The sequence below is a fragment of the Vibrio sp. T3Y01 genome, from assembly GCF_013114525.1.
GTDB classification, from domain to species: Bacteria; Pseudomonadota; Gammaproteobacteria; order Enterobacterales; family Vibrionaceae; genus Vibrio; species Vibrio chagasii_B.
The window spans coordinates 166,935-191,627 of sequence record NZ_VTXJ01000006.1 but is presented as its reverse complement, the minus strand read 5'-3'; the positions used below and the strand labels follow the sequence as shown (position 1 = coordinate 191,627).

General features: G+C 44.7%; 19 protein-coding genes. 13 read left to right on the top strand and 6 right to left on the bottom strand.

The window, feature by feature from the left end; translation table 11 throughout:
- Window positions 1-31: 31 nt before the first annotated feature.
- From F0232_RS08785 to F0232_RS08755, 7 genes are all read left to right on the top strand, one after another.
- Window positions 32-1,015 (top strand): MoxR family ATPase, encoded by a 984-nt coding sequence (locus F0232_RS08785; RefSeq protein WP_105058109.1) that lies wholly within the window; start codon window positions 32-34, stop codon window positions 1,013-1,015.
- A gap of 12 nt (window positions 1,016-1,027) precedes the next feature.
- The gene (locus tag F0232_RS08780; RefSeq protein WP_061031046.1) at window positions 1,028-1,990 is read left to right on the top strand and encodes a DUF58 domain-containing protein; all 963 of its coding nucleotides are present in this window, start codon (window positions 1,028-1,030) and stop codon (window positions 1,988-1,990) included.
- Window positions 1,991-2,530 (top strand): DUF4381 domain-containing protein, encoded by a 540-nt coding sequence (locus F0232_RS08775; protein ID WP_105058110.1) that lies wholly within the window; start codon window positions 1,991-1,993, stop codon window positions 2,528-2,530.
- Window positions 2,523-3,596 carry a VWA domain-containing protein gene (locus tag F0232_RS08770; protein ID WP_105058111.1) on the top strand — a complete coding sequence of 358 codons (1,074 nt, stop codon included), beginning with the start codon at window positions 2,523-2,525 and terminating at the stop codon, window positions 3,594-3,596. The genes F0232_RS08775 and F0232_RS08770 overlap by 8 nt, the downstream gene beginning before the upstream one ends.
- On the top strand, window positions 3,589-5,280 hold the full coding sequence (locus F0232_RS08765; RefSeq protein WP_105058112.1) for a VWA domain-containing protein: 1,692 nt from the start codon (window positions 3,589-3,591) through the stop codon (window positions 5,278-5,280). Before F0232_RS08770 ends, F0232_RS08765 begins: the two co-directional genes overlap by 8 nt.
- An 86-nt stretch (window positions 5,281-5,366) precedes the next feature.
- The gene (locus tag F0232_RS08760; RefSeq protein WP_239930690.1) at window positions 5,367-6,653 is read left to right on the top strand and encodes a BatD family protein; all 1,287 of its coding nucleotides are present in this window, start codon (window positions 5,367-5,369) and stop codon (window positions 6,651-6,653) included.
- A 143-nt stretch (window positions 6,654-6,796) separates the two neighbouring features.
- Window positions 6,797-7,702: a LysR family transcriptional regulator gene (locus F0232_RS08755; RefSeq protein ID WP_105058114.1), complete on the top strand. Its 906-nt coding sequence runs from the start codon at window positions 6,797-6,799 to the stop codon at window positions 7,700-7,702.
- Between the two features lie 105 nt (window positions 7,703-7,807).
- On the opposite strand, the gene F0232_RS08750 is transcribed toward F0232_RS08755, so the two are convergent.
- Together F0232_RS08750 and F0232_RS08745 are read right to left on the bottom strand one after the other, a co-directional pair.
- Window positions 7,808-10,285: an EAL domain-containing protein gene (locus F0232_RS08750; RefSeq protein WP_171750742.1), complete on the bottom strand. Its 2,478-nt coding sequence runs from the start codon at window positions 10,283-10,285 to the stop codon at window positions 7,808-7,810.
- Entirely contained in the window at window positions 10,282-11,400 is a 1,119-nt protein-coding gene (locus F0232_RS08745) for a substrate-binding domain-containing protein (RefSeq protein WP_061031040.1), read from the bottom strand. Before F0232_RS08745 ends, F0232_RS08750 begins: the two co-directional genes overlap by 4 nt.
- Window positions 11,401-11,482: 82 nt before the next feature.
- Between F0232_RS08745 and F0232_RS08740 the strand changes: the two genes are divergently transcribed.
- Window positions 11,483-12,577 (top strand): substrate-binding domain-containing protein, encoded by a 1,095-nt coding sequence (locus F0232_RS08740; protein WP_105058116.1) that lies wholly within the window; start codon window positions 11,483-11,485, stop codon window positions 12,575-12,577.
- A gap of 118 nt (window positions 12,578-12,695) precedes the next feature.
- On the opposite strand, the gene F0232_RS08735 is transcribed toward F0232_RS08740, so the two are convergent.
- The gene (locus tag F0232_RS08735; protein WP_105058117.1) at window positions 12,696-14,378 is read right to left on the bottom strand and encodes an alkaline phosphatase family protein; all 1,683 of its coding nucleotides are present in this window, start codon (window positions 14,376-14,378) and stop codon (window positions 12,696-12,698) included.
- A gap of 80 nt (window positions 14,379-14,458) precedes the next feature.
- Window positions 14,459-15,247, bottom strand: a complete 789-nt coding sequence (locus F0232_RS08730; protein ID WP_105058118.1) for an SUMF1/EgtB/PvdO family nonheme iron enzyme — start codon at window positions 15,245-15,247, stop codon at window positions 14,459-14,461.
- A gap of 137 nt (window positions 15,248-15,384) precedes the next feature.
- On the opposite strand from F0232_RS08730, the gene F0232_RS08725 reads away from it, so the two are divergent.
- Together F0232_RS08725 and F0232_RS08720 are read left to right on the top strand one after the other, a co-directional pair.
- Window positions 15,385-16,716 carry an anaerobic sulfatase maturase gene (locus F0232_RS08725; protein ID WP_105058119.1) on the top strand — a complete coding sequence of 444 codons (1,332 nt, stop codon included), beginning with the start codon at window positions 15,385-15,387 and terminating at the stop codon, window positions 16,714-16,716.
- Window positions 16,717-16,797: 81 nt separating this feature from the next.
- Complete coding sequence (locus tag F0232_RS08720; RefSeq protein ID WP_105058120.1) at window positions 16,798-17,856, top strand: HEAT repeat domain-containing protein; 1,059 nt, start codon at window positions 16,798-16,800, stop codon at window positions 17,854-17,856.
- A gap of 181 nt (window positions 17,857-18,037) precedes the next feature.
- On the opposite strand, the gene ggt is transcribed toward F0232_RS08720, so the two are convergent.
- Entirely contained in the window at window positions 18,038-19,768 is a 1,731-nt protein-coding gene (gene ggt / locus F0232_RS08715; protein ID WP_105058121.1) for a gamma-glutamyltransferase, read from the bottom strand.
- Between the two features lie 622 nt (window positions 19,769-20,390).
- Here ggt and F0232_RS08710 point away from each other — a divergent pair.
- From F0232_RS08710 to F0232_RS08700, 3 genes are all read left to right on the top strand, one after another.
- A complete protein-coding gene (locus F0232_RS08710) occupies window positions 20,391-21,857 on the top strand; it encodes a methyl-accepting chemotaxis protein (protein WP_105058839.1) in 1,467 nt (488 codons plus the stop codon).
- 116 nt (window positions 21,858-21,973) lie between these two features.
- The gene (locus tag F0232_RS08705) at window positions 21,974-23,116 is read left to right on the top strand and encodes a hypothetical protein (protein WP_105058122.1); all 1,143 of its coding nucleotides are present in this window, start codon (window positions 21,974-21,976) and stop codon (window positions 23,114-23,116) included.
- Window positions 23,117-23,125: 9 nt separating this feature from the next.
- Window positions 23,126-23,536 (top strand): phosphate ABC transporter substrate-binding protein, encoded by a 411-nt coding sequence (locus tag F0232_RS08700; protein WP_105058123.1) that lies wholly within the window; start codon window positions 23,126-23,128, stop codon window positions 23,534-23,536.
- Between the two features lie 88 nt (window positions 23,537-23,624).
- Here F0232_RS08700 and F0232_RS08695 read toward each other — a convergent pair whose 3' ends face one another.
- Complete coding sequence (locus F0232_RS08695; RefSeq protein WP_105058124.1) at window positions 23,625-24,692, bottom strand: sulfate ABC transporter permease; 1,068 nt, start codon at window positions 24,690-24,692, stop codon at window positions 23,625-23,627.
- Window position 24,693 lies beyond the last annotated feature (1 nt).

The window sequence follows — 24,693 nt, the reverse complement described above, 5'->3', positions numbered from 1 at the left end:
GTACGCAGCCAGTTTGAATAAAGGAAGACCTATGAACCATGCGCAGCAAGCAATAAACCAACTGATTGAACAAACAGAAAAAAGTGTTATCGGACAGAGCCACGTCGTTCGGGCTCTGGTGATAGGGTTATTGACCAATGGGCATGTGCTTTTAGAAGGGCTTCCTGGCACAGCGAAAACACGTTCAGTAAAGTCGCTTGCCAACTTATTAAATACCAGTTTTGGTCGAATCCAGTTCACACCAGACCTATTGCCATCAGATGTGACGGGTACAGAGGTGTATCAAGAGCTAGACGGGAAACCTCAACTGCACTTCCAACCGGGGCCTATCTTCAACAGTATTGTCCTCGCCGATGAAGTAAACCGTGCGCCAGCTAAAGTACAAGCGGCACTGCTTGAGGCGATGGCTGAAGGCACGATCACAGTAGGTGGTGAAACTCACATCCTTCCTGACCTATTCATGGTACTCGCTACTCAAAACCCAGTTGAGCAAGAAGGTACATACCCGCTACCTGAAGCGCAAATGGACCGTTTCATTATGAAAGTGACGGTTGATTACCCAGAAGATGAAGCAGAGCGTGACATCATTCGCTTGGTTCGCAGTGAAGAGCTAGGCAATGAGACCAGTTCCGAGCTAGTGACTCCGCAGCATATTGAACCTGAATTAGTGCTTGAGGCACGGCGCCAACTTCCAGAAATCGCGGTGTCTGATTTAGTTGAAAACTATATCGTGGCGTTAGTTATGGCAACTCGAAAGCCGGAACGTTACCCAGAATCTAACTTGTCCAAATGGATTGAAATTGGTTCGAGTCCACGTGCTTCTATCGCTCTAGATAAGTGTGCTCGCGCTTATGCTTGGCTACAAGGGCGTGACCACGTCACGTTGGATGATGTTCGTGCAATGCTGCCAACTGTGTTGGGGCACCGATTCTCACTGTCTTACGATGCGCTTGCTGACGGGGTCGACCATCAGAGAGTCGTTGAAGAGCTACTTGATAACGTAGAGATCGGATAATAAGGGGGCGTCATGGCGAAGCCAACACAAGCTCCCAAATCGCAAGGCCTTGATCCAAGACTGTACTGTGATTATTCAAAGTTAGTGCGAATACAGGCGCAAGCTGAGTCGTTTTCCCTGTTGCCTCACCTAAAAGCGGGCAGTGTCCTTTCGGGAAGACACAACTCGTTATTTCGTGGTCGTGGTTTGAACTTTGAAGAGTTACGACATTACCAACTGGGTGATGATATCCGTAACCTTGATTGGAAAGTCACCATGCGAACCGGGAAACCACATGTTCGTAGCTATACCGAAGAAAAAGACCGCAATGTGATGATCTGTGTAGACCAACGCAGCTCTATGTTCTTTGCCTCTCAAGACACCATGAAGTCCGTCGTTGCCGCGGAAGTGGCGGCATTGTGTGGTTGGCGGGTTCTTAAGGATGGAGACCGCGTCGGTTTTGTTTTGGCTTCACACCAAAAGCTATTTCACACAAAAGCGCAACGTTCTCAGTCTGATTTGCTATCCCAACTCAAACACCTTGCTAAAGCGAACCAGAGTTTGGGTGTAAATGTGAGTGACAATGAGGGAGTCGGCTTTACTCAATGGATCGAATTGATTAAGCGAATGAGGTTAAAACAGTCGACGTTAATCTTCATTAGCGATTGGCGTGATTGCCAAGAGCACCACGTAGACCGTTTGAAACAACTTCAGCAGCATAACGATATCCTCGCAATCATGGTCACTGACCCACTAGAGCGTTCACTGCCAAGAGATCTTGCGAGTGCAAACTGGGTGGTGGGTGATGGTCGCTTTCAATTGAGCCTAGATAGCCAATCTAAGGTCAACCTTGCAAGCGAGAGCCTGGCTCAGAAAGCGGCACTTCAAAAACAATCTCTAGCTAAATTAATGGCGATGAAAAACCTTCCGTATATCGAATTAGACACGTCTGGCAATCATATTTCCCAGTTACAAAAGTTAGTGGGAGGGCGCTAAATGACAGTCGAACATACGCCTCCTAGTATTTATATCCTGCGTGAGCTGCACGATGTGGCGATACCTAATAGTGTTAGCTGGGCTCCACAAACGATAGGTTGGAAGATCCTTGGCGTTATCTTGTTATTAGCGGCTCTCTACCTGGCCTATCGTTTGGCGCTAAGGTGGTGGAATAATCGCTACCGAAAAGAAGCACTTAATGAATTGATGTTATTGGATGCGAGAGACAAAAACTCCCCTGAGCAGGCTTTTAAAGTGCTTAAAGTTGTACTCCGTTATTTAGACAGCAGCAATGCAAAGTTGTTTGGACAAGCTTATGTAAAACGTTTGAATGCTCACCTTCCTGTCAACGCGCAAACAGAGAGTAACAACGCATTCTTTGCCGAGGAAATCTCAGAACTATGGATGCAAAGCCTCATTGATCCCAAGGTACGCTTGACCTTTGAACAGCGCTCGGAAGTGATTCAAACCTCAATGATGTGGTTAAAGCTCCATAAGCCTGATGTTCAACTGGCGGTTGAGGGGCAAGTAAATGATTAGTCTCTTCTCTTCTAGTTTTGAATTTGCACATCCGTTGTGGTTCGTTGCGCTGCCTTTGCCTCTGTTGGTCTACTTAGCGGTGCCGGCTTATCGAACCAAACAAATGGCCATTAAAGTGCCGTTCTTCCACGAATTGGTAGAAGCGATTGGCGAAGCACCTTCTGAAGGGGCAAGTCAATTGACGCCAAGCTGGTGGCAACGTACCACACTCATCATTACTTGGGTGTTGGTTGTTTGCGCTCTGGCTAAGCCAACCATTCTAGGTGAGCCTCAGGTTCGTGAACAGCTTGGTCGGGATGTCATGGTGGTTGTTGATTTATCTGGATCAATGGCAGAGCAAGACTTCACATCTAAGCAAGGCAAGAAAATCTCACGTTTGGAAGCAACAAAAGAGGTGTTAGCGGATTTTGTGAAAACTAGGAAGGGTGACCGGCTGGGCTTGATTCTATTTGGTGATGCCGCGTTTGTGCAAACTCCATTTACTGCCGATCAAGATGTATGGCTTGAGCTCTTAAATCAAACAGATGTGGCGATGGCCGGGCAGAGCACTCATTTGGGCGATGCGATTGGCTTAGCGATAAAAGTGTTTGAGCAGAGCGGTAAGCAAATGTCTGCCGAACAGGCCCAAAACGATATCGAGCGTGAGAAAGTCGTGATTGTTCTTACGGACGGTAATGATACGGGCAGCTTTGTCGAACCTATCGATGCTGCAAAGGTTGCCAAGGCAAAAGGTGTACGTATCCACGTGATTGCGATGGGAGATCCTCAGACTGTCGGAGAAGTTGCTTTGGATATGGAGACCATCAATCGAATAGCCTCTGAATCTGGCGGTGAGGCTTTTGAAGCGCTTAACCGTGATGAACTCAGTACAGCCTACGAACAGATCGGTCAACTTGAACCCCAGTTATATGAAAGTACAACATATCGACCAAAGCAGGGCTTACACCACTATCTGATGGCGGTCGTTGTCGTCATGTATCTCACGGCGTTCAGTCTAGCTACGTTAAGGCGTCGACGCACGATGCGTTTATTGAACTCTGAAACGAAAGGAGAGAGCGATGTTTGATTCTCTCGCAATTCAACAGTTTTTTACTCAGTTTCATTTTATTCGCCCACTTTGGCTCTTAGCATTTGTGCCGATGTTTTTCTTACTCTGGTTGCGTTGGCGTGAAGAGACTAAACCGAGCTGGAAAGACATTCTTCCAAAGCATTTACGCAATGCACTAACAATTGGTGAGACAGGGTGGCGTAAACAGCTGCCGCTCAAGCTACTGATGGTGATAGTGACCATCGCGATCATTATTTGCTCCGGCCCAACGTGGCAGCGTGAAGCATCGCCATTTGGAGAAGATAAAGCCTCGATGTTAGTGGTACTCGATAACAGTGATTCCATGCTTGAAAAGGATTTACCTCCTAGTCGCTTAGAGCGTTCTAAGCAGAAGATCCGAGATTTGTTAGCGGCGCGCCAAGGCGGGAATACAGGCTTAGTGGTCTATGCAGGCAGTGCCCATGTCGCAATGCCTGTGACTCAAGATAGCAAGGTTTTCGAACCTTTCTTAGCGGCGATCACACCCGAAATCATGCCGGTTGACGGTAAAGCAGCCGAAAAAGCACTGCCTTTGGTTGATCAGCAATTGTCTGGTGAACCGGGTTCGACTGTGTTGCTAGTGTCTGATGGCGTGAATCCTACGACCATAAAGGCGTACGAACAGTTCTTTAATGAAAACAGTTACCAGCTGTTGATCTTGGCCGCGGGTAATAGCCAAATTGTGAGTAATAACCCAATAGACCTTGATTCATTGAGCACGCTAGCCAAGGCTACCGGTGGTCGCTTGATTGAAGTGACAGTAGATGACTCTGACATAAAAGCGCTTAACAGTGCGGTTGAGCGCAATATGCAGCTCAATGGTGAGTCTTCAATGCCTTGGAAAGACATGGGTTACGGCTTGTTGTTCCCTATTGCTTTGATCATGTTGCTTTGGTTCCGAAAAGGTTGGCTCGTGCAGTGGTGTCTAATTGGAGTTGTTACGACAGGTGCCTTTTATACGCCAAATACAATGGCAAAAACGGTTCATCTGACGGCGGACAGACCCGCTGAAGTGGAAACATTATCGGCTTGGGATAAAACCGCCCAATGGTGGTGGGATTTATGGCTGACTCCGGACCAACAGGGTCAGCGATTGTTAAATCAACAAGAGTATCTAGAAGCGGCGAAACACTTTGAGGATCCACTTAGGAAAGGTGTCGCTTACTACTACGCTCGTGAGTTTAAGCTTGCTCATAGTACCTTCTTACAAGTCGACAGTGATTTTGGTTTGTACAACGCGGCCAGTGCGTTGGCGAGGCAACGAGAATACTTAGCAGCGCGTGATCTCCTTAAAAGCTTGAATGAGAAGCCAGATCTTGACCCTAATCTAAAGCCTGATGTGGAGCACAACTTAGCAGTGGTCAATGGCATTGTCGAAGAGGTAAACCGAACCAGTGAAAGCCAAGCGGGCACGACGGATGGACCTGAAGAGTCATTTGAACTGGATGACGATAAACCGCGTACGGGGGATGGTGCAGAAGAAGAGACGGTTGCGGAGTTAATGCTTAAAGAGACGCTCAACGCCAATGAGATTTTGGGTAGCCAAGAGTTAGCCGATAAATGGCTCAAGCGAGTAGAGGCAGATCCTAAGTATTTCCTTCGAGCTAAGTTTCAAATCCAATTGCGCGAACCTTCAACAATATCTAACCAGGAGCAAAAGTAATGAACTTCAGTCAGTCTTTGTCTCTCGGTCAGCATAGAGACTCTCAACCAACCGAGCCGTCAAACCGTCTACGACATGGTCTCAGTATGATGTTGTTGGGGTTAATTATTGCTCTTTGTTCGCCTTCAGCTTATGCCCTTGATATTTATGATTTGCAACGCAGTGGCGATGTTGAATTGATTGCGTGGGTGGGAGAAAAACCTAAGCAGGGCGACAAGATAGCGCCAACTAAGGTGAGTGTGAATGAACAAGTAATTTTGAATATCGAAGTCTCAACACCACGCTGGTTTACTGGTGGTACGCGAATTGGCAGTGTCGAAATTCCGAATGTGATTGCTAAGCAGCGTAATCAGCTTGCAACGAATTACACCGAGAGAGTAGGTGGTACTACTTGGTCTCGTCAACGCTGGGAAATCACACTTTACCCAATGGCATCAGGTTCATTTGTGATTCCGACTTTACCTGTAACTCTTAAGGTGTCGGCTCCCGACGGGTCAAACGTGACTGGTACACTTTATACACAACCGATTAAGTTTGAAGCTTCGCTACCTTCAGGGTTATTGAGTGACAACTCGCCTTGGTTCGCAGCAACGGATGTTGAGGTTGAACAAAAGTGGCAACGCTCTAGCGATCAGCTGAAGGTAGGAGATGCGATCACTCGAACCGTCACCATTAAGGCAAAAGATAGCTTATCTGTGTTGTTACCTAATGTACTAACTAACGAATCTACACAGCAATACCAAGCTTATCCGCAACCGAACCGTCTTGATGATACACAAGAACGCGGGGATTACCGTTCAAGCCGAATTGAAGAATCGGTCTACGTAATTCAACAAGGTGGCGAACTGACACTCCCTGAGTTCTCGTTTCAGTGGTGGAATAGTGATAAGCAACGTTTAGAAGATATTGTTATTAAGGGCGAAGTGTTTGAAGCCAAGCACACATTACGTTCTTTTATTAAAGCCTATATGTCGGTATTCATAACGATTGGTTTAATCTTATTAGTAGGTGCGGTGCTGTTTGTTATTGGTAAGCGTTATTACGCGGCTCGACCAACACCGACTTGGTTGGTTGTCCATCGTTTGATTAAACAAGGAGAATGGGCAGAACTGCGAACGTTTATTTACCGTCAATTGCGCCAACACACTTCTGAGTTAGAGTTGGTAAAAGCCAGTAATGAAAATTCATGGCAAGAGGACAGTACTGCTCTTCAACAAGGTCATGAAAATAAAAGCGTGTTCAAGCGTTTGTTGCAAGGGTTAAAAAAGCTACCCATTACCAATACAAATAGAAAACCAGGCTCTTCGCGGTCGATTGTAAGTCGCTTGAAAATTCCTAAAGCCTTGCCAGACTTAAAAGATAAAACTAAGTAGCCACGTGATGCTCTTGTTTCGTTGAAATACCTATAAAAATTCAAGGTTTATCGAGGCATTACGCACAACTTTTAGCAATTCGCATCGAACAAAATCAGCAGGTTCCCTACTATAGGGAACCTGCTTCTTTAATATGGAACTGTATGAAAAGTACCGAGCTAAATCTAATTCCTATATTTGTCGCTATCTATGAAGAGCAGAACTTGTCTAGAGCTGCTAGCCGCATGGATATTAGTCAGCCAGCTGTGAGTAAAGCACTTGCAAGGCTGAGAGATATTTATGATGAGCCACTGTTTCACCGTACCACTTCAGGTGTTGAGCCAACTACTTTCGCGATGGATATCTACCCAGCGATGGCGGCCGCACTGAAGAACTTTACGTCGACCTTGTCTGCATCAAGAGACTTTGACCCTAAAACCTCCGGCCGCGTGTTCTCTATCGCCTGTGTGTCGGCGGCGAGCTACGAAATGATGCCTAAGGTGATGCAACTGATTAGCCAGGTAGCACCGGGTATTGCCTTAGAAATTCACCCTTTGTTTACTGAAGACTACGAGTCTGACCTAAGGTTGCAAAGACATGATGTGATCATTGATATGACGCCAAAAGGAAGAACGACGCTCAAGCACGAGGTCGTTTCCACTGAAGAGCTGGTGGTTGTATGCCGAGAAGATCACCCGTCAATCGGTGATACCATCGATATGGAGCAGTTTTTGTCACTTGAGCATGTTGTGGTATCAAAATGGCACGCACGCCGAAGCTTATTGAGCTCTGATCATTTCAGAGACTTAGAAAAGCGTAGGGTAGTGTACCGAGCTGCAGGGGTCGTTGAGATGCTGCCAGTGATCGAGAGTTCTGATTACATCGGAATGCTACCTATGTCATCGGTGCGTTGTTTCTCCGAAAAGTACAAGGTGAAAACACTCCCTTTGCCATTCGAATTGGACAACCTCGATATGTGTATGATTTGGCACCCAAGCCGCACTAACGAACCAAGCCACAAGTGGTTACGCGCCAAGATCAAAGCCGCAGCAAAAGAGGTCTCGGCTTAGCGCTTTCGTTAGCTGAGTGGTGGTTTCGTAGACCCACTCCAGACGCTTTTATTACGTCTGGAGTAGGGTACAAACCACTGACTCCACTGAGCTTGAAGCGACAGCCTATACTGATGCTTGTGATGTTTGCTCCGTATTGCCAACAAAATATGAGACCCAGTCATCTATAGGTAGAGGTTGAGCAAAGAAATAGCCTTGCGCGTATTTACAGCCTATCTGGCGTAAGGTTTTGACATGGCTTTGTGTTTCAAGTCCTTCCGCAATGACTGAAAAATCAAGTATCTGAGCAAGTTTTAATACTGCACATGTGATCTCGTAATCGACCTTGGATGAGTTAATGTCTTCAATAAAACTACGGTCTAATTTGACGCAGTCAGCGGACAGGTTTTTTAGAACCGAAAGAGATGAATATCCGGTACCAAAGTCATCAATGGCAATTTTATAGCCCTTGGAATGAAGCACTTCTATCGTTCTCGAACAGGTCTCGAAATCTCGCATCATGTCTCTTTCTGTTATCTCAAGTAACAGTTGATGTGGCTGACAATCTGTCTCATCGAGTATTACTTGGAGTTGCTCGGCGAGGTCGGTCATGTAAAACATCCGAGCAGAGAAGTTGATTGAGAAAGTTACCCCCTCCAAGTCGATTCCTGAGCGTTGCCAGTCGGTGATGAGGTTAGCTACTTTTTTAAATACCCACTTATCAATGTCGATAATAAGGTCACTCTTCTCTGCGACTTCCAGAAAACCAGCCGGAGGCAAAAGGCCCAACTTAGGATGTCGCCAACGGACTAGCGCTTCAGCACCAATGATCTCTTGCGTGTCCAGATCGACTTTTGGTTGGAAGAACACTTCTAGTTCGTCATTATCAATGGCCTGATGCAAGCCCATGTTGGTTTCGATAAGATCATTGACTTCATGAGTCATCTTGTCGGCATAGACGCGATATTGGTCTCTGCCATTGCGCTTGGCGTGATACATGGCAGTATCTGCGTTTCGGATTAGAGTTTCACCACTTGAGCCATGAGTAGGGTACTCACACACGCCTATACTTGCAGCAACGAATATCGAGTTGTTGTCGGCATAGTAAGGTTTGCGGAGTGATTGGTTTAGTCGGTCTGCCAGTTGTTCACCTTCACTTAAGCTGATGTCAGAGAACACGACCATAAACTCATCGCCGCCCATTCGTGCGAAGAAGCCATTGTTGCCAACAAGCGTGGTCAAAATATTTGATACGTTGATCAACAGGTTGTCACCTTGCCCGTGTCCTAGCGAGTCATTGATGGTTTTAAACTCATCAATATCCAGATAGAGCAGTAAGAAAAATGAGTTATGCTCTCGAGACCGTTTAATCTCCTCATCTAATCTCTTCGTAGCTAACAGTCGGTTTGCTAAACCTGTTAACGGATCGTGGTGGGCAAGAAAGTCGAAGTTCTTTTTCTCTTCAGTTAGGTCCAAATACGCTTCAGACAGCCTACCAGCCATGTCATTGTAGGCTTTCTCTAAATGAGACCATTCATCGCTTCTACCAAGCGCGATAGGCTCTTTTAGGCTGCCAGACTCCAAACGATTGAAACCATGCTTAAGTGCGTTGAGTGGTTTTTGAATATGGTGTCTGACGACATGGTTAAGTAACAGCAGTGACAAGATAACGGCAGAAAAGCTGATGATAATTGCGTTAAAGCGCGACTCACCGATCTCTTCTTCTAGTTGAGCAGTGAGGGCCAGAGCTTGGTTTTGAACACGAGACTCTGTATTTTCTACCATTTCTAATAGATCGCTTTGTGCATCCAATAGAGAAGCCATGACCAGCCAACGTTGTTCTAGGTTGGCACGAATTCGTTTAAGTGCCGCATTATAGCGTTTAACTGTTTTCTGAATTTTCTGCTTCTCGCTGATTACCGCTGCTGTTTTTATATCAACGTTTTCTAAGTGCAGTAAGAAGATATCGAGCTCTTTTTCGACTTTGATTAACAGCACTTTTTCTGTTTCTGGTGTAATGCGGCTGTGTATGTCACCGACCATTTTTCCGGAAGTCAGAAAAGATTCCCTCAGCATGTTCATCAGATCCAACTCATTGTTGTATCGAATAAAGTCATTTTGATTGAGGTGCTTCAGCTTACTGTCAGCAATAGCAAACTCCAGCTTATTGAGTTGGGCTGCTAAGGTGGCATCAATTTGATTGGTTTGTTTTAAGATTCGATTAAGCGCAAGTGAACTGCCTAAGAAACGGTGGAAGTTGTCAATAAAGGCATCTATTTTCTGTGAAAATCCTTCATTTGTAGACAAATCTCTTAGTTTTTGCAGCTGGAAATCAACGTTAAAAGCCTCTTCAGACAAGGTATTCTCGCTGAATAGAAAGGTCTGTTCGAGTAGTTTTACTCGAGAGGTCAAGGTAAAAACTCGTCGACTTATCTCGGAATTTACAATCAACTCGGAGACATGTGTAGAGGTTTCTGTTTTAAGCGTTGATTCGACATAATACAAAGAGCGAATCACCATGATGACCGCGAAGCTTACGATAAGTAGTGATATTAAGTTGGATATTATGAAGCGCTGGGTAATGTTAATTTGATTGAATTTCATTGTGGCTTCCAAATATTCAGATACGCTTCGCGGTAGCCATTCTTAGGGTCATAAATGCCAGTCGTTTCGTTGTTAATAAGCTCTGCTACGTTCTTTGGCGTGACGAGATGAACAGGCGCAGAATAACCACTAGGCGGCATGTTATTAAACGCTCTGTTGAGTTCGTCAACGATTTGCCAACCTTGTAGGTATAGAGGCTCAGGAACGGTCGCAGACTGGAACTTGTCTCTGTTGATTCTTTTGTACGCGGCTTTACTGCCGTCGCCTGCCGAAATGTTATTGGGAATCAACTTGTTATCTTCGATTTTTGACTCTAAGGAGGGGATGGCATAATCGATATATAGGTCGTTAATCGCTAAAATATGGGTGATGTTGTCACCATATTTTTTATCAAGCATCTTCAAGGTAGATGGCATTTTTTGGTCGATCTGATCGAGTGGAAGGTAGATCAGCTCAAGCACATCACACTGGCGGCACTGTTTGATAGTATCCACCATTGCATTCGCTTTTATCATCGCAATTTCGTAATTTGGGTCGGTGAAAACCACAATTTTGGCTTGGCCTTTTGAGTTAACAATAGACAATAAAGCAGCGATTTCTGCTACATCCAGAGGATCGGTTGTGATGTTGGTAAACAGACCAATTTCAGGATTTCCACCCGCTAATTCTGTGGCGTGCCATCCAATGATGGTGATGCCCAAATCTTGGGCTTGTTTTAGGATCTTTTGATGACGTACAGCATCAATACCACCAAGCACAATGGCATCGGGTTGAAAGCCGATTGCTTTTCTAATGGCTGCCCCTTGGCGAACCTCAGATCCTAAACCATCGACAAAACGTAGGTGCCAATCAATTTTTGAGATCGCTTCAGATAGGCCTTTCCCCACACCATAAACACCACCGTTACGCAGGTCCGATGCAACAAAAATGATGCTTTTTTCATGGCGTATCGCAGGGCCTGCAGTTGGTCCTCCCCAAGTGGTTTGGTAAGACACCGCACGCGTAACCTTATTTTCTGCGTATTTGAAAAATACGTCTTCTGGGTACCCTGCAAAACTTGTTGAGCTGCAAGTGATAGCAAGCAATGCACTTGCAAAGTTAAATATTTTATTCATCAGCTTTATAAAAGTTCTTTAAATTATTATCGCCCTATATTTATAATATTGTTAATAAACATTCAAACACTTGGTAACATTTATGCTGGGTCAAAATTATAAAATCCTTTTACCTTTGCTTCTAACTGCTTGTTTTATGGTTTCACTAACTGTGAGGGCTGATGGAGAAAGGCGTGACGATGATTTTAAAAAACTTGAAAAATTTCAAGAGACTGTGAGTGGTGAGCCTATTTCTCTTGTAGCAGAATCGTCTGAAAAACCCGTAAGGATCGCTTTAATTTACCCAAGCGCAGATATTTCCGATTTTTGGATACGTAATTTCGTTGCGCTAAAGGAAAGGCTGATCGCTTTGGAGCTCAGGTTTGAGATTGATGAATTCACATCAAGGCAGATTGAACACTCATTGCAAACTCAATACACGGAACAAGTGCTCAGCTCGGATACTCCGTATGACTTCGTCATTTTTGGACCTTCAGAATTGGATATTCAAGCCGGAAACATTCAAAAGCTGTCGGCGTCCTCCGACTTTAAAACCTTCATTTGGGCTTTCCATACCCCTAACGAGCAGTGGTCACATCAGCCAGATAGCTGGTTTGATTTTTCCAGTGAGATGGGCGCGAAAGTGTTGTGTGATCACGTGGTTCAAGAGTTAGGTAATGATGTTGAGTTTTCCGCGAACCGAGGTATTCCTGGCATCACCGACACCCAACGTTCACAAGGCTTTATCGATTGTGTTGAAGAGAAAGGCGATTGGTTAACGGTTTATGAGCATTTTGGGCAGTATCAAAAAATTGGAGGGGCCGATGGGATCCGCCTAGTACTCGGTAACTTTCCGGAAGTGACCATGGTTCACAATGCTAATACGGCAATGACGATGGGAGCGGTGGACGCGCTTAGTGAAGCTGACATGCTGTCTGAGATATATGTGACAGGTTGGGGCGGCACCGCAAAAGAAATAGAAAAAATCCGTTCTGATGAGCTTGATGCTACCCCTATGAGAATGAGCGACGATCTGGGTGTTGCTACGGCAGAAGCGATTAAGTTTCACTTGGAAGGTCGACAAACAGAAGTGCCGTTGATCTATTTAGGCAGAATCACCGTGGTGCACAACAAAATGGATGATCAAGAGCTGAGCCAATTAACTCGAGAGGCTTTCCGTTATTCAGGAAAAAACTAGTGCACTGAACGTTACTCGTACCATAGCAAAGAAAAGAAAAAGCCGCTTGCCTGTATTAGGTAAGCGGCTTTTTATCGCTCGCAACACACCGGTTTAATCGGTGTTAGTGCTAATGCTTTTAATCGACGATTTCTTTCAATACTTCACCAATCGAACCACTTGGCTGTGTAATGCCTAGCTTGTTAGACAGAGTCGGTGCAATATCATAAGGCGTAACTGCTCGTGATACCTTTTTAGCTTCTACGTCATAACCTGCAAAGATAACCGGTACATGAGTGTCGTATTTCCATGGTGAACCATGTGTCGACGCGATTTGAAGGCCTTCCATGTCGTTGATGTAGCTGCGCGGTGCAAATACGATATAAACGTCACCAGAGCGCGCTGGGTGATAGTTGTTTTTAATCAGCTGCATGACGTGTGTATCAGGTACTCTGTTCTTCGCGATATCACTACTTGATACAGCAAATGCTACGCCTTTCACTTTCGAAATTTCATCTGCAATCGCTTCCTGAACCTTTGCTAGGTCAAGCTTCTTCTCAGCGATAAGGTCATGATTCAGGTAAATGTACGGCTGTGCATACAAGCGGATCGCATCTTTAGTTAAACCAAATTGGTCTTTCAAACGTTTCTCAACACCACTCGATAGTAAGGTATCTTTGTTGAAGTATTGTGCTTGATTAAAGCCAAGCGCATTTGCCGCAGGCGACGCTTCAGGTACGCCATGGTCGGCGGACAAAACAATGAGTGTGTTTTCTAACCCCACTTGGTCATCGACGGTTTTTAAAAGTTTCGCGATAGTTTTATCAAGTCGAATTAAGTTGTCTTCCGTTTCTAAGCTTTCTGGGCCGTATAGATGGACCACATAATCGTTCGATGAGAAGCTAACCGATAGGAAGTCGGTGGCATCGCCTTGCCCAAGTTTTTCTTGCATCAATAGTGTGCTGGCAAAGTTCTCTGTAATCTCATCACCAGCGGGGCTCACGGTTAACGTGGTGCTGTAATATTTATAACTCGCTGGGCCATAAGGATGAGGGAAAGTCCTTTGGAAATCACCTAGCTTAACCTTGTAATCAGTATCGTGCTCTTGAAGGGTATATTGGTCGCGCGGCAACGAGAGTTCCCATTTCTGTTTGGAGTATTGCGCTGCAACTTTCTTCTCATTCCAACGAGATACCCAATCTGGATATTCATCATAGTAATAATTACTGGTGACAAACTCAGATTGTGCTTTCGAGAACCAAAACGCTTTTCCACTGTGTCCTGCAAGAGAGATAGCACCACGGTCTTTCACTGACACACCAAAAACCTTTGATTTTCCGCTGTTGGAAATAGTGAGTTCATCACCAAAGGTGGTCGCAAGGATTGGCTCTGGAGAACGGCCATCGCCTTGTGCTGTCTTTTGTGTTGGATCTATCTCTGTAGCTTTATCGACACCCGCACCAGAGGTTAACATGGTGTAGTTGCCGTCCTCTACGTTATACACTAAACGCTCTTCACTGCGGTCGTACCAAACGTTACCAACCATGCCATGTACACTAGGTGGAGCGCCTGTTGCTAGTGATACATGGCCGACAATGGTTTCTGTATTACCGTGTTGATAATTGGCATTGGTGTAATAGGTGCCATCATCCATCAAGTAGCGAAAGCCACCCTCACCAAAGTTATGCTTATAGCGCTCTATAAGGTCGGCACGCAGACCATCAACCGTGATTTGAAGAACCAAATCAGGTTTCTCTGCGGCTGTTGCGGGCAAAGCACAGAGTAGAGCAAGTGTAAGACCTGAAAGCTTGGTGTATTGCATAGGGTGTCCTTATTCAGTTTTGGCGCAGTGTTCTAGCGTGTGGTCAGATTCTTAACGTTAAGATAGGGTTATTCACGTATCTAATTTGCATCTTTAACCAACCGCAAACCCATGTCCGACATGGTGATGGACTGGCTTGCGAAATCACGACGGTAACTTTCCGATTCATTTTCGTCATAAGCAAAACTGCCACCGCGAACAGACTTGTGCGATAAGCCTACGTCGCTGTGTTTAGCGTTGTTTGGATTGTCTGTTGGACCAAATCGGTAGAAGGTGTCATCGAAGGCATCGATCACGAATTCGCCAACATTACCAGTCATGTCATATAAGCCTAGTTCATTTGGCTTCTTTAGCCCGACTGGGTGTGCGCTATTTTTCGAATTTGCTGAGTACCACGCAACATCATCTAAGTTATTGGAACCACTGTAAGTATAGCCTTTGCTTTTGTTGCCACCTTTGGCAGCAAATTCCCATTCTGCTTCGGTTGGTAGACGGTAATCTTCGCCAGTTAACTCATTCAATTGCTCTACGAAATAGTTCGCTTGCTGCCAGCTTAGGTTGTTAACGGGAACTTGTGGGTTTTGGAAATAACTGAGAGATGAGCCCATGACAGATTCGAATAATTCTTGAGTCACCTCAAACTTGGCGATGTAGAAACTATCTACAGTAACACTACGTGCTGGGCGCTCGGCTTTACTTGCTTCTGGGCTGTTTGAACCCATGGTGAATGTGCCGCCTTCAACGAGAACCATATCTTGGTCAATTTGTTGGGCAATAGGGTGTGTTGGCACGCTTGAACAGCCGCTGAGAAGAATAGTCATGGTGACGCCGCTGACTGCTGCTAAATGTTTGTAATTGATAAATTTCATCACGTGCCTCAAATGTTCGAAATAGGGTGTAATTCTAACGTTTTTGGTCATTCCTATTGGTTATAAAGGGTATAACATGCCACTGACTTCATTCGGAATTATGATGGGAACAAGATAATAAGATAGGTAGGTAAATCATGCATATTACTCAAGGTCCTCAATATAATGGTAAAGCGTCTAAGCGCTTACATGTTATGGCGAAGCCGATTGGCGCAGCGTGTAACATTGACTGTAAATATTGTTACTACCTAAGTAAGCAAGATTTGTTGGAGTACAAGAAAGGCAGTTCTCCAAGAATGGATGATGAAACGTTAGAGACGTATATCCGACAATACATCGAAGGCCAGAATACGCCAGAAATTATCTTCTCATGGCAGGGTGGTGAACCCACCATGCTTGGTTTGGCTTATTTTGAACGTGTGGTAGAACTACAGAAGAAGTACCAACCTGAAGGTGTATTGATTTCCAATGACCTACAAACCAATGGCACATTACTGAATGACGATTGGGGGCAATTCTTAGCAAAGAATAACTTCCTGGTAGGCTTAAGTATTGATGGCCCAGAGATGCTGCATAACGCCTACCGTACTAACCGAGCCGGTCGTGGTACGTTCAAGCAAGTAATGGCTGCGGTTGAACTGCTGCATAAACACCAAGTGAAATTCGCGACGTTAACCTGCGTGAACAACCTGACCAGTCAAAATGCACTAGAAGTGTACCGATTCTTACGTGATGTGGTGAAGTCGCCACAAATGCAATTTATCCCTATCGTTGAGCAAAAAACCTTTAGAACGGTTGCACCACAAACCTCTCAAGTGAGTGAGCAATTGAAGCAGGGTGACAAACGCCTGATCCCGGGTCATAAAGATTCAATTATGGAATCATGGTGTGTATCAGATTTGGCGTGGGGTAACTTCCTGATTACCGTGTTTGATGAGTGGGCGAAAAACGATATCGGTAAAGTGTTCGTGCAGTATTTCGAAGCAAGTTTAGAAACGTGGATTGGTCGTCCTAATCCACTTTGTACCTTGAATGAGATTTGCGGAAAAGGCCTTGCTATGGAGCCTAATGGTGACGTTTTCTCATGTGACCACTATGTTTATCCGGAATACAAAATCGGGAATATCCATCACGAGAAGTTGGATGATCTGGCGTACAGCGCTTCACAACAGAAGTTTGGCTTTGCTAAATCACGCACATTAACCAGCCAATGTCAGCAATGTGATTATAAGTTTGCTTGTCATGGTGAGTGCCCTAAAAACCGCTTTATTAAAACTCGTTCAGGTGAGCCGGGCTTGAATTACTTATGTGCGGGTTGGCACAAGTTCTTCTCTCATGTTGATAAATCAATGGCTTACATCGCTCGCGCTATGAGACATCCCGTAGCTCATGGTAAGTACAGCGATTCAGTAATGATGGCGCGTCGTGCTGAGATGGCCAAACAAGCTACGTTCGAGACCAAGTTTTAATTCAAGGTCTATCAATCTTAACGATAATCAATCAGATATGAGTCTAGGGACAGGCTAAATTCTCAAGTTTAAGGTACCACTATGATCAAGAAGAGTTTAGCGACAGCGGTTGCTTTAGTTATTTCAACGTCCGCATTGCTATCAACATCTGCAATGGCAGCTAACAGCGTCCAAGCTACTGTTGACGCACCTGCACAGAACATTAATCAAGTACTTGAAATGACTGACACTCAAACACGCATTCAGCAGTTGTCTTACATGGCACAAGATAAGAATCAGTCTGTTGAAAACCGCACAGGAGCTTTGCAAGAATTGGCTTCATACCCAAGCCAAAACGCGCTGGTGGCCGTTGCAAGAGGCTTGAAAGACCAAGACCCTGAAGTACGCGAAGCTGCGGTTATTGGCTCTGAACCATATCAACTGGAACATCGTTGGGCATTGGTTTCCCCTTTGCTTAAAGACAGTGATACCATGGTTCGCCACACAGCGACATCGAATTTAGTTCGTGATTTCAACACCCTAGATGAAGCGCAAAAAGCGGAAATTGAACCGGCGGTAAAAGAGCTGATCACTTTCTTGGAAACACAAGAATCAGAGAAGTTTCAGTTACTGTTTGCAGATGTCCTACGTTGGCACAATGAGTGGGAAAAGGCGGAAACGGTTTATTTAGAGCTGATTAAAACGCATCAAAATGATCCTCAAGTATGGTTGAGTTACGCAGACAACTTCCGAGCTCAGAAGAAAGACCAACAAGCGGCTGAAGTGTTAGATCGTGGTTTAGCGAATGTGCCGGACAATGCGGCTTTGCATTACTCAAAATCGCTGACCTTAGTTCGATTAGAAGAGAAGGGCGCCGCAGCAAAAGAGATTGAAGTGGCTGCTGAACTAGCGAAAGACAACAGCTATTACTGGTATCTCAACGGCGTATTGCAAGAAGATCTCGATATCGACAAGTCGACAAAATCATTTGAAAAGGCGTATTTGATTTCTGGCGCTCCAGAGCAACTCTACGCTGTATGTGATATTTACGTTCGTTACGGTAATGAAAAAACGGATGAATGTTTGACTGAGCTTAGTAAAGTCGCACCTGACTATGTGATCGAGCAGTTGAAAGAGAAGCGAGTAGCGCCAAGTTCATAGTAATTGCGTTAATCGATAAACTAGAGTGAGTTATTGAAAAGCCAGTCGAAACGTTCGACTGGCTTTTTTGCATTTAGAAGTGATTCTAAAATGTGTGGTTGGAAGAAGAGACAAATCAGAGGTGTTATAGTGGGTGAGCCGAGCGACTCACCCGTAAAGCATCTATTCACTCATAAAACATCTATTCACCCATAGAACTGGATGCGCGACGTCTGTCTGTTGCGCCGTAAAGTTTTCCGTCTTTGATTTCAATGGCGTTTAAGCCACTGACGACAGGGATGACATGCACTGGGTAACCAAGTTGCATGAATTCTGGAACCAACATTTCGGCGTAGGTTTTTTTCTCGACCAAAAGGCCTGTTGGGTCATAGGGCTTGGTGCGATCTATCTTAGTACCGTATTGAATGTTTGGCAGGTCAATCGCTTCTTGCGCTGATAGATCCCAATCCACAACACCAACCACGGTTTTTAACACGTACCCAGGAATTTGTGAGCTACCCGGAGAGCCAACAACTAAACGCAGGTCATCTTGTTTATCCATCACCATTAATGGCGTGATTGCTGAGCGAGGACGCTTGCCTGCTTCAATTGCATTTTGGCTTGGTTTTCCATTGATGGCTGGTTTGGTTGAAAAGTTCGCCATTTGCGCATTCAAAATCACACCGTCTACCATCACGCCAGAGCCCATTCCTGTACCGACGGTGCTTGTCATTGCTATCGCGTTGCCCTCTTTGTCGATGATGGAGATGTGTCCGGTATCCTTACTCTCAAAGCCTTGATGTTGTGCGTAGTCGGTATCTGAAACCTCCCCAGCTTTTGGATTTGATTGAGCGATGCCATTTTCTGGGATCAGTTGGCGTCGCTTATCAATATAAGATTTATCAAGCAGGGCTCTTACGGGCGTTTCCACATAATCAGGGTCGCCGGCGTAAGCAATACGATCGGCTTTAGCGATTCTCATTGCCTCTGTCATCAAGCGCCATGGTTCTGCGTCGGTTTTGGACATGTCTGCCAAATCATACGCTTCTAGCATTTCTAGGCTTTGCGCTACCATCACGCCACCAGAGGCAGGGTAGCCAAAGGATACGATCTTGTTACCACGATAGTCGCTCTCAATGACGTCACGCTTTTTGATTTGGTACTGCTCAAAGTCTCCAATGGATAATTTTGCGTGGCCTGAATCGATGCGACTGTTGACCGTTTCTACAATGTTCTTACCAAACTCTCCACCATAAAGGTATTTGTCACCTTGTTGAGCAATATTGGTCAACGTGTCGGCAAGCTTTGGGTTGGTCATCAAGGTGCCCGTCGGTTTGATTTCGTCGTTATCCCAATAGAGCGCTTTGATTTCTGGATCTTCAATTAAACGGGTTTGCTCACGGACCACAATGTCGTACGTGTAGCTGTTCATCGCATAACCTTTGCTCGCCAGGTCGATGGCCGGTTGAACTAACTCAGACCAAGGTAGTTTCCCGTATTCTTGATGTGCGCTATAGAGCAAGCTAAGCGTGCCCGGTACTGCGACCGAACGTGGGCCCAAAATCTCATTTCGACTCAGTGGCTTGCCGTTTTCCATGAACATGTCGGGTGTCGCGCTTGCAGGAGCCTCATCTCGTCCATCAAGAGCGAGAAACTGCTCTTTATCATGCTGATAAAACAAAGCAAACGTTCCGCCGCCGATCCCGGTCATGTCGGGCTCGACCACCGACATGGTCATTTGCATTGCCACCATGGCATCGATGGCATTACCACCTTGTTTCAGTATCGAATAGCCAGTGCTGCTGACATAGGGGTTTGTCGCACTAACCATGAATTTGTCACCTTCAGCATCAGGCACTACTGGAAAAGGGCTGGGCTCAGCAGCAAAACCCACCGCTGAAACCAAGCTTAAAGATAAAGTTGCTATACGCATGCGCTCTCCAATTAGAGGTTTAATTTAGTCGCTCTAAGGTTGACTGAATTAAAAAGAGTAAGTTCGTGAGCCTGTCGCCTTCTTACACAAACCTGACGATGTTGACACAGTTATTAAAGTGTAGGGCATGTAGGAAATTTAATTATTGGTAACGCGTTTGAATCATCGTGTTTTTATATATTTCAACTCGACATTAAGCCTATGGAATACGTGCGTTTAAATATGCTGGTTGAGTATGAAGTCGAATAAACATTAAGTTTTAAACAGGATGACGAGCTTGGAATTAAGCTGTATTTGATGAAGTTAAAAATTAAAACTTATGATTTATATGGTAATTTTTTAGATGATACATTTTATAAACAATATTTACATATTTATCACTATTTTTGTATTGACCGATTGAATAACTGGTCAGATCTGTTATTGTGCCAAAAAATACTAGTGCGGTTTGTCATACTGTTTAGCAAGGAAGCTTATGTTTACACTATCGATTAAGAATCGAATTTTGGCGTTATGTTTGGTTTCGTTAGTAGGGTTTATTAGTATTCTATTTGTCGGTGGGAATACACTCACTAGCAATACCAAGCAGGTTAATCGAATTGACCAAGTTACTTATCCCGTGATGAACGCGGCGTCGTTAAACAGTGTGCTGATCTCCCAATTGGCGGAGCGCTTTAACTTAGCTGTAACGCTCGGTGATGAAGAGATTTTGGAGATGAACAAGCAAACTCTTGCTGCGATTCAAAGTAACTTCAATATTCAAATCGCATTGGATCCTTCTCTGCAGAGTGAATCGACACTTCTGCAAAATAAAACCAATCAATATTTTGAACTTGCCTACCAAATTGCCCAAGGAATGATCGATGAGGAGATCAGTCTCAGCGAGGCCGGTCGTTTGGCAAAAGAAAGTACCGCGATTTTGGATGCCTTAACCCTCGGCATACGTGAGTTCAGTGCAGACCGACAAACTGAGTTCGAGAATGCCGTTGAAAAATTAGAAGCCAATAATAAACAGGCTAATCAAATCATGAGTGTTTCTGGTGCTGTGGCAATGCTTGCTATGTGTATCTTCGGGTGGTTAGTCGTAAGAGGAATTCGAGCGGATCTGGCAAACATTAGCGATAAGATGCACGATATTGCTGAGGGAGACGGAGACCTAACAGTACGCCTTCAACACGAGAAAAATGATGAACTTAAACCATTAGTAGAGTCATTTAATAGCTTCGTGTCTCATCTGCAGCAGAACGTAACCCATACCATAGACAACGTGACTCAACTGGATTCGATCTCTGGCTCTCTTGTTAAGTCGAGCCAAGTTACAAACGAGCTTTCTACTAAGCAACACCTTTCAATTGAAGAAGTTTCTAGCTCATTAAATCAGCTATTTCTTGCTGCTCGAGACATTGCAACCAATGCAAATGATGCGTCATCTTCAGCTTCTAGTGCTAGCGAACAAGCAAGCTTAGGGGAGCAGCAAGTTGAGAGCACAATCGTAGCGGTAAAAGAGCTAACGAACGATGTCAGCAATGCATCGCACGTTGTCAAACAGTTGAACGACAACACACAGAGTGCAGGTTCAATTTTAGAGTCGATCAGTGCGATTGCAGAACAAACCAACCTGTTAGCGCTTAACGCGGCCATTGAAGCGGCCCGTGCTGGAGAACAAGGTCGAGGTTTTGCTGTTGTTGCTGATGAGGTTCGAACGTTAGCGTCACGGACACAAACTTCAACCCAAGAAATTCAGTCGGTACTTTTACAACTTCAAGAACAAGCACAAACCGCTTCGACCATTATCTCTGAAAGCGTTATTAAAGCAGAAGACTGTGTAGAGAAGTTCTTAGTGGCTGAAGGTTCACTACAAAGAATTACATCAGATGTCACCGAAATCAGCCAACGAAACGAAAGTATTGCCGCTGCGACGGAGCAGCAAGAACAGACCTCAACCCGAATAGAAACCTTTGTAGAAGAAATTCGCAAAATGGCAGAAGGCACTAGCAACAGTGTAAAACAAGTTGATGCTGTCGCCCATGATATTCAAGAGGTCACTCGAAACATATCAACATTAACTGGCCACTTTAAAGTGAGTTAAAAGCCCCTAATTGTCCTCTCTATCCTTGTTCGTGAAACATAAAGGAGGGAGGTCTACACCCGAAATTCGGGTGATTCATATAAAAACAAGAAAATAACATAACAATGGAGTTAGTTATGAGAAAGACAGTGGTTGCTGCACTCGTAGGCATGGCGTTTGGCGCTAATGCTACAAGTATGGACAATATTCGTATTAGCGGATTCGGTTCTGTAGGTATTGGTAAGTCAGATAACGCCATAGGTTATGCGGGTTACACTGACGAAAAACTTGACTGGGAACAAGAGACGCTAGCGGGGGTGCAGTTTGACTTTCAAGTCAACGAGCGTGCTAAATTCGTAACACAGGTGGTTGCTAATAGCCGCTATGACTATGATCCAAAATTTGAGATGGCTTACGCGTCTTATGATTTCGATTCGTTTACTGCTCGTGCAGGTAAGCTTCGTCTTCCTCTATTCTTCTATTCAGACTATACCGATTTAGGCTATGCGTACCCAATGATCAGGCCGTCTCAAGAGCTTTATGAAAACATTGTTTTGAAAGGTTATACCGGCGCAGATTTGCTGATTCCGATAGAGCTTGAAGATTCAAGCCTGTTGCTGCAGCCACTGGTTGGTATTGGTACTATCGATGAGGAAGATTCAATCGTAGGTGAGGTTAAGTTAGATCAATTGTATGGTTTGAGCGCGAACTGGAACGTTGATGATTTTACTTTCCGTGGTTCTTACTTGGTTGCTGAAACAAACCCATCTTGTGATTTCAATACATCAACGGACCCGTACTGCCGCCATTTAGCTCCTTTACTTGATAGCCAAGATGGTCAGTTTATCTCTTTGGGGGCGCAATATGATAATGGCGACCTACTGGTTAACGTAGAAGCCGCTGACGTTCAAATTGAAGGTCAATTCTACGACTATCAATCCGTTTCAGGCTTGGTCGGTTATCGAATCAATGAGTTTACACCTTACCTTTCAGTTAGCTGGGTTGAAACCACGGATAACGATGAACGTGAAAACATGACGATTACGGCAGTTAAAGAGTCGATGAATTACGAGCGTATCTCTTACTCTATCGGTAACCGCTGGGACTTTGCTAAGAATATGTCGTTAAAGGCTGACGTGACTTACGTGGATTACCGCGATACAAGCGGTGGCTTCCAAACCAATGTTGAGACGTCTGCAGCCAACCCATTTATGGCGACAGGGAATTACCTTGAAGATAGCTCAATTGTCTATTCAGCTCGTCTAGATTTCGTATTTTAAGGAGGCAACATGAAAACTTTATTATCAGCGATAACATTAGCCATCCTTTCATTTAATGTATCGGCAGGCATGGTTGTTATTGGTAACAATGCAGGTGTGGAGTCATTGTCGAAGTCGGATGTCAAAAAGCTCTTTATGGGTAAAAAGAGCAAGCTGGCTAACGGAACTAAGGCGCAAATTATAGAGTTAGTTGATGGTTCAGAGGGGCGACTTGCCTTCCATGAGGTCGCAACGGGGCGCAGTGAATCTCAGCTACAATCTGCTTGGTCAAGGCTAGTGTTTACAGGTAAAGCTGAAGCGCCTATTCAAGTTGCAGACTATAGCGAGGCCATCACAACGGTAGCGTCAAAAACTAACGCCATTGGTTACGTTGATGAATCGGCAGTAACGGGTGATGTGAAAGTGCTGTTTAAGTACTAATACAGTTTTAAATGATGGTAAAAAGCCCAAGATAAAGGTGTTGTCTTGGGCTTTTCGTTTTACTGGTTACGTGTTTTCTCGGTAGAGGTTAGAACACGAAACTCAGCATAATGGTATAGAGCACTGCATCTTTATCATCAAAAGTACCCAGCGGGTAGAAGTCTTCAACAAAGGCGCCGTTTGTCTTACGAGCTTCAAAGTATTGCACCTCACCATTGATAGAGACGTTAGGTAACACGTCGTAATCAACACCAATTAAATAGCTGTTGCCTGTTAGATGTTCATTAGAGTCGAACTCAGCTCCGTAAACCACGTACGGCGTGAATGAATTAAGTCGGTAACCTAAACTTGCGTACATCGAGGAGGAGAAGTCACTGATTTGACCTTCACTGGCCAGTATGGCTTGACCAAATTCGTACTCAGCACCCAAAGACCAAAGTTGAATGTGTTGGTTGTCTTGTTTTGGAAGAGAACCAACGTTTTTAATCTTAACCGTCTGATCAAAGTTTGAATCGAGGAAGGATAAGTTCCAACGATAGTTCTCACCACTAAGCTGAAGGTTGGCACCGAACATTCGATTGGTTTCAAATTCCAGTTCTGTACTCGAATTGAAGTCGACTTCATTGTTGTCTTTGATACCTAAGAATGGAGTAAGAAATAGCGTCGCTTCATCGCTTACATCATGGGTCCAACTCACTTTGATACCGTTGAAAGCGGTAATACCCAGTACGGCGTTATACACCTCTGTAGGCGGCCTTGCTGTCATGTAGGCTTGACCGACATAGTAGTACTCAGAGGCAAGAAACAGCGGAAGTCTTAATCGACCAACGCTGACATCGAAGTCATTAAACTCATAGCCGAGATAAGCCCATTCTAATTGTGGGTCGCTCCAATCAAACTGAGGTGCTTTAACAACTTGTACCGACGCTTTAAATGAGTTGTAGAAATAGTCGAGTTGTACACCGAAAGTGGTATCGCAGTCGTAACAACTTTCATCGGTAAATCCGCGATTAATAATCAATGGGTTATCGTTGTCAGATGTTGCCCAAGAGGTCGAGCCAAAGCCACTCAAGGATAAGTTATCGGTGAGTTCGATAATGGCGAAAGCCGGAGAAGCAATTGAAGCACATAGTACTGACGTAATTATTCTTTTCATG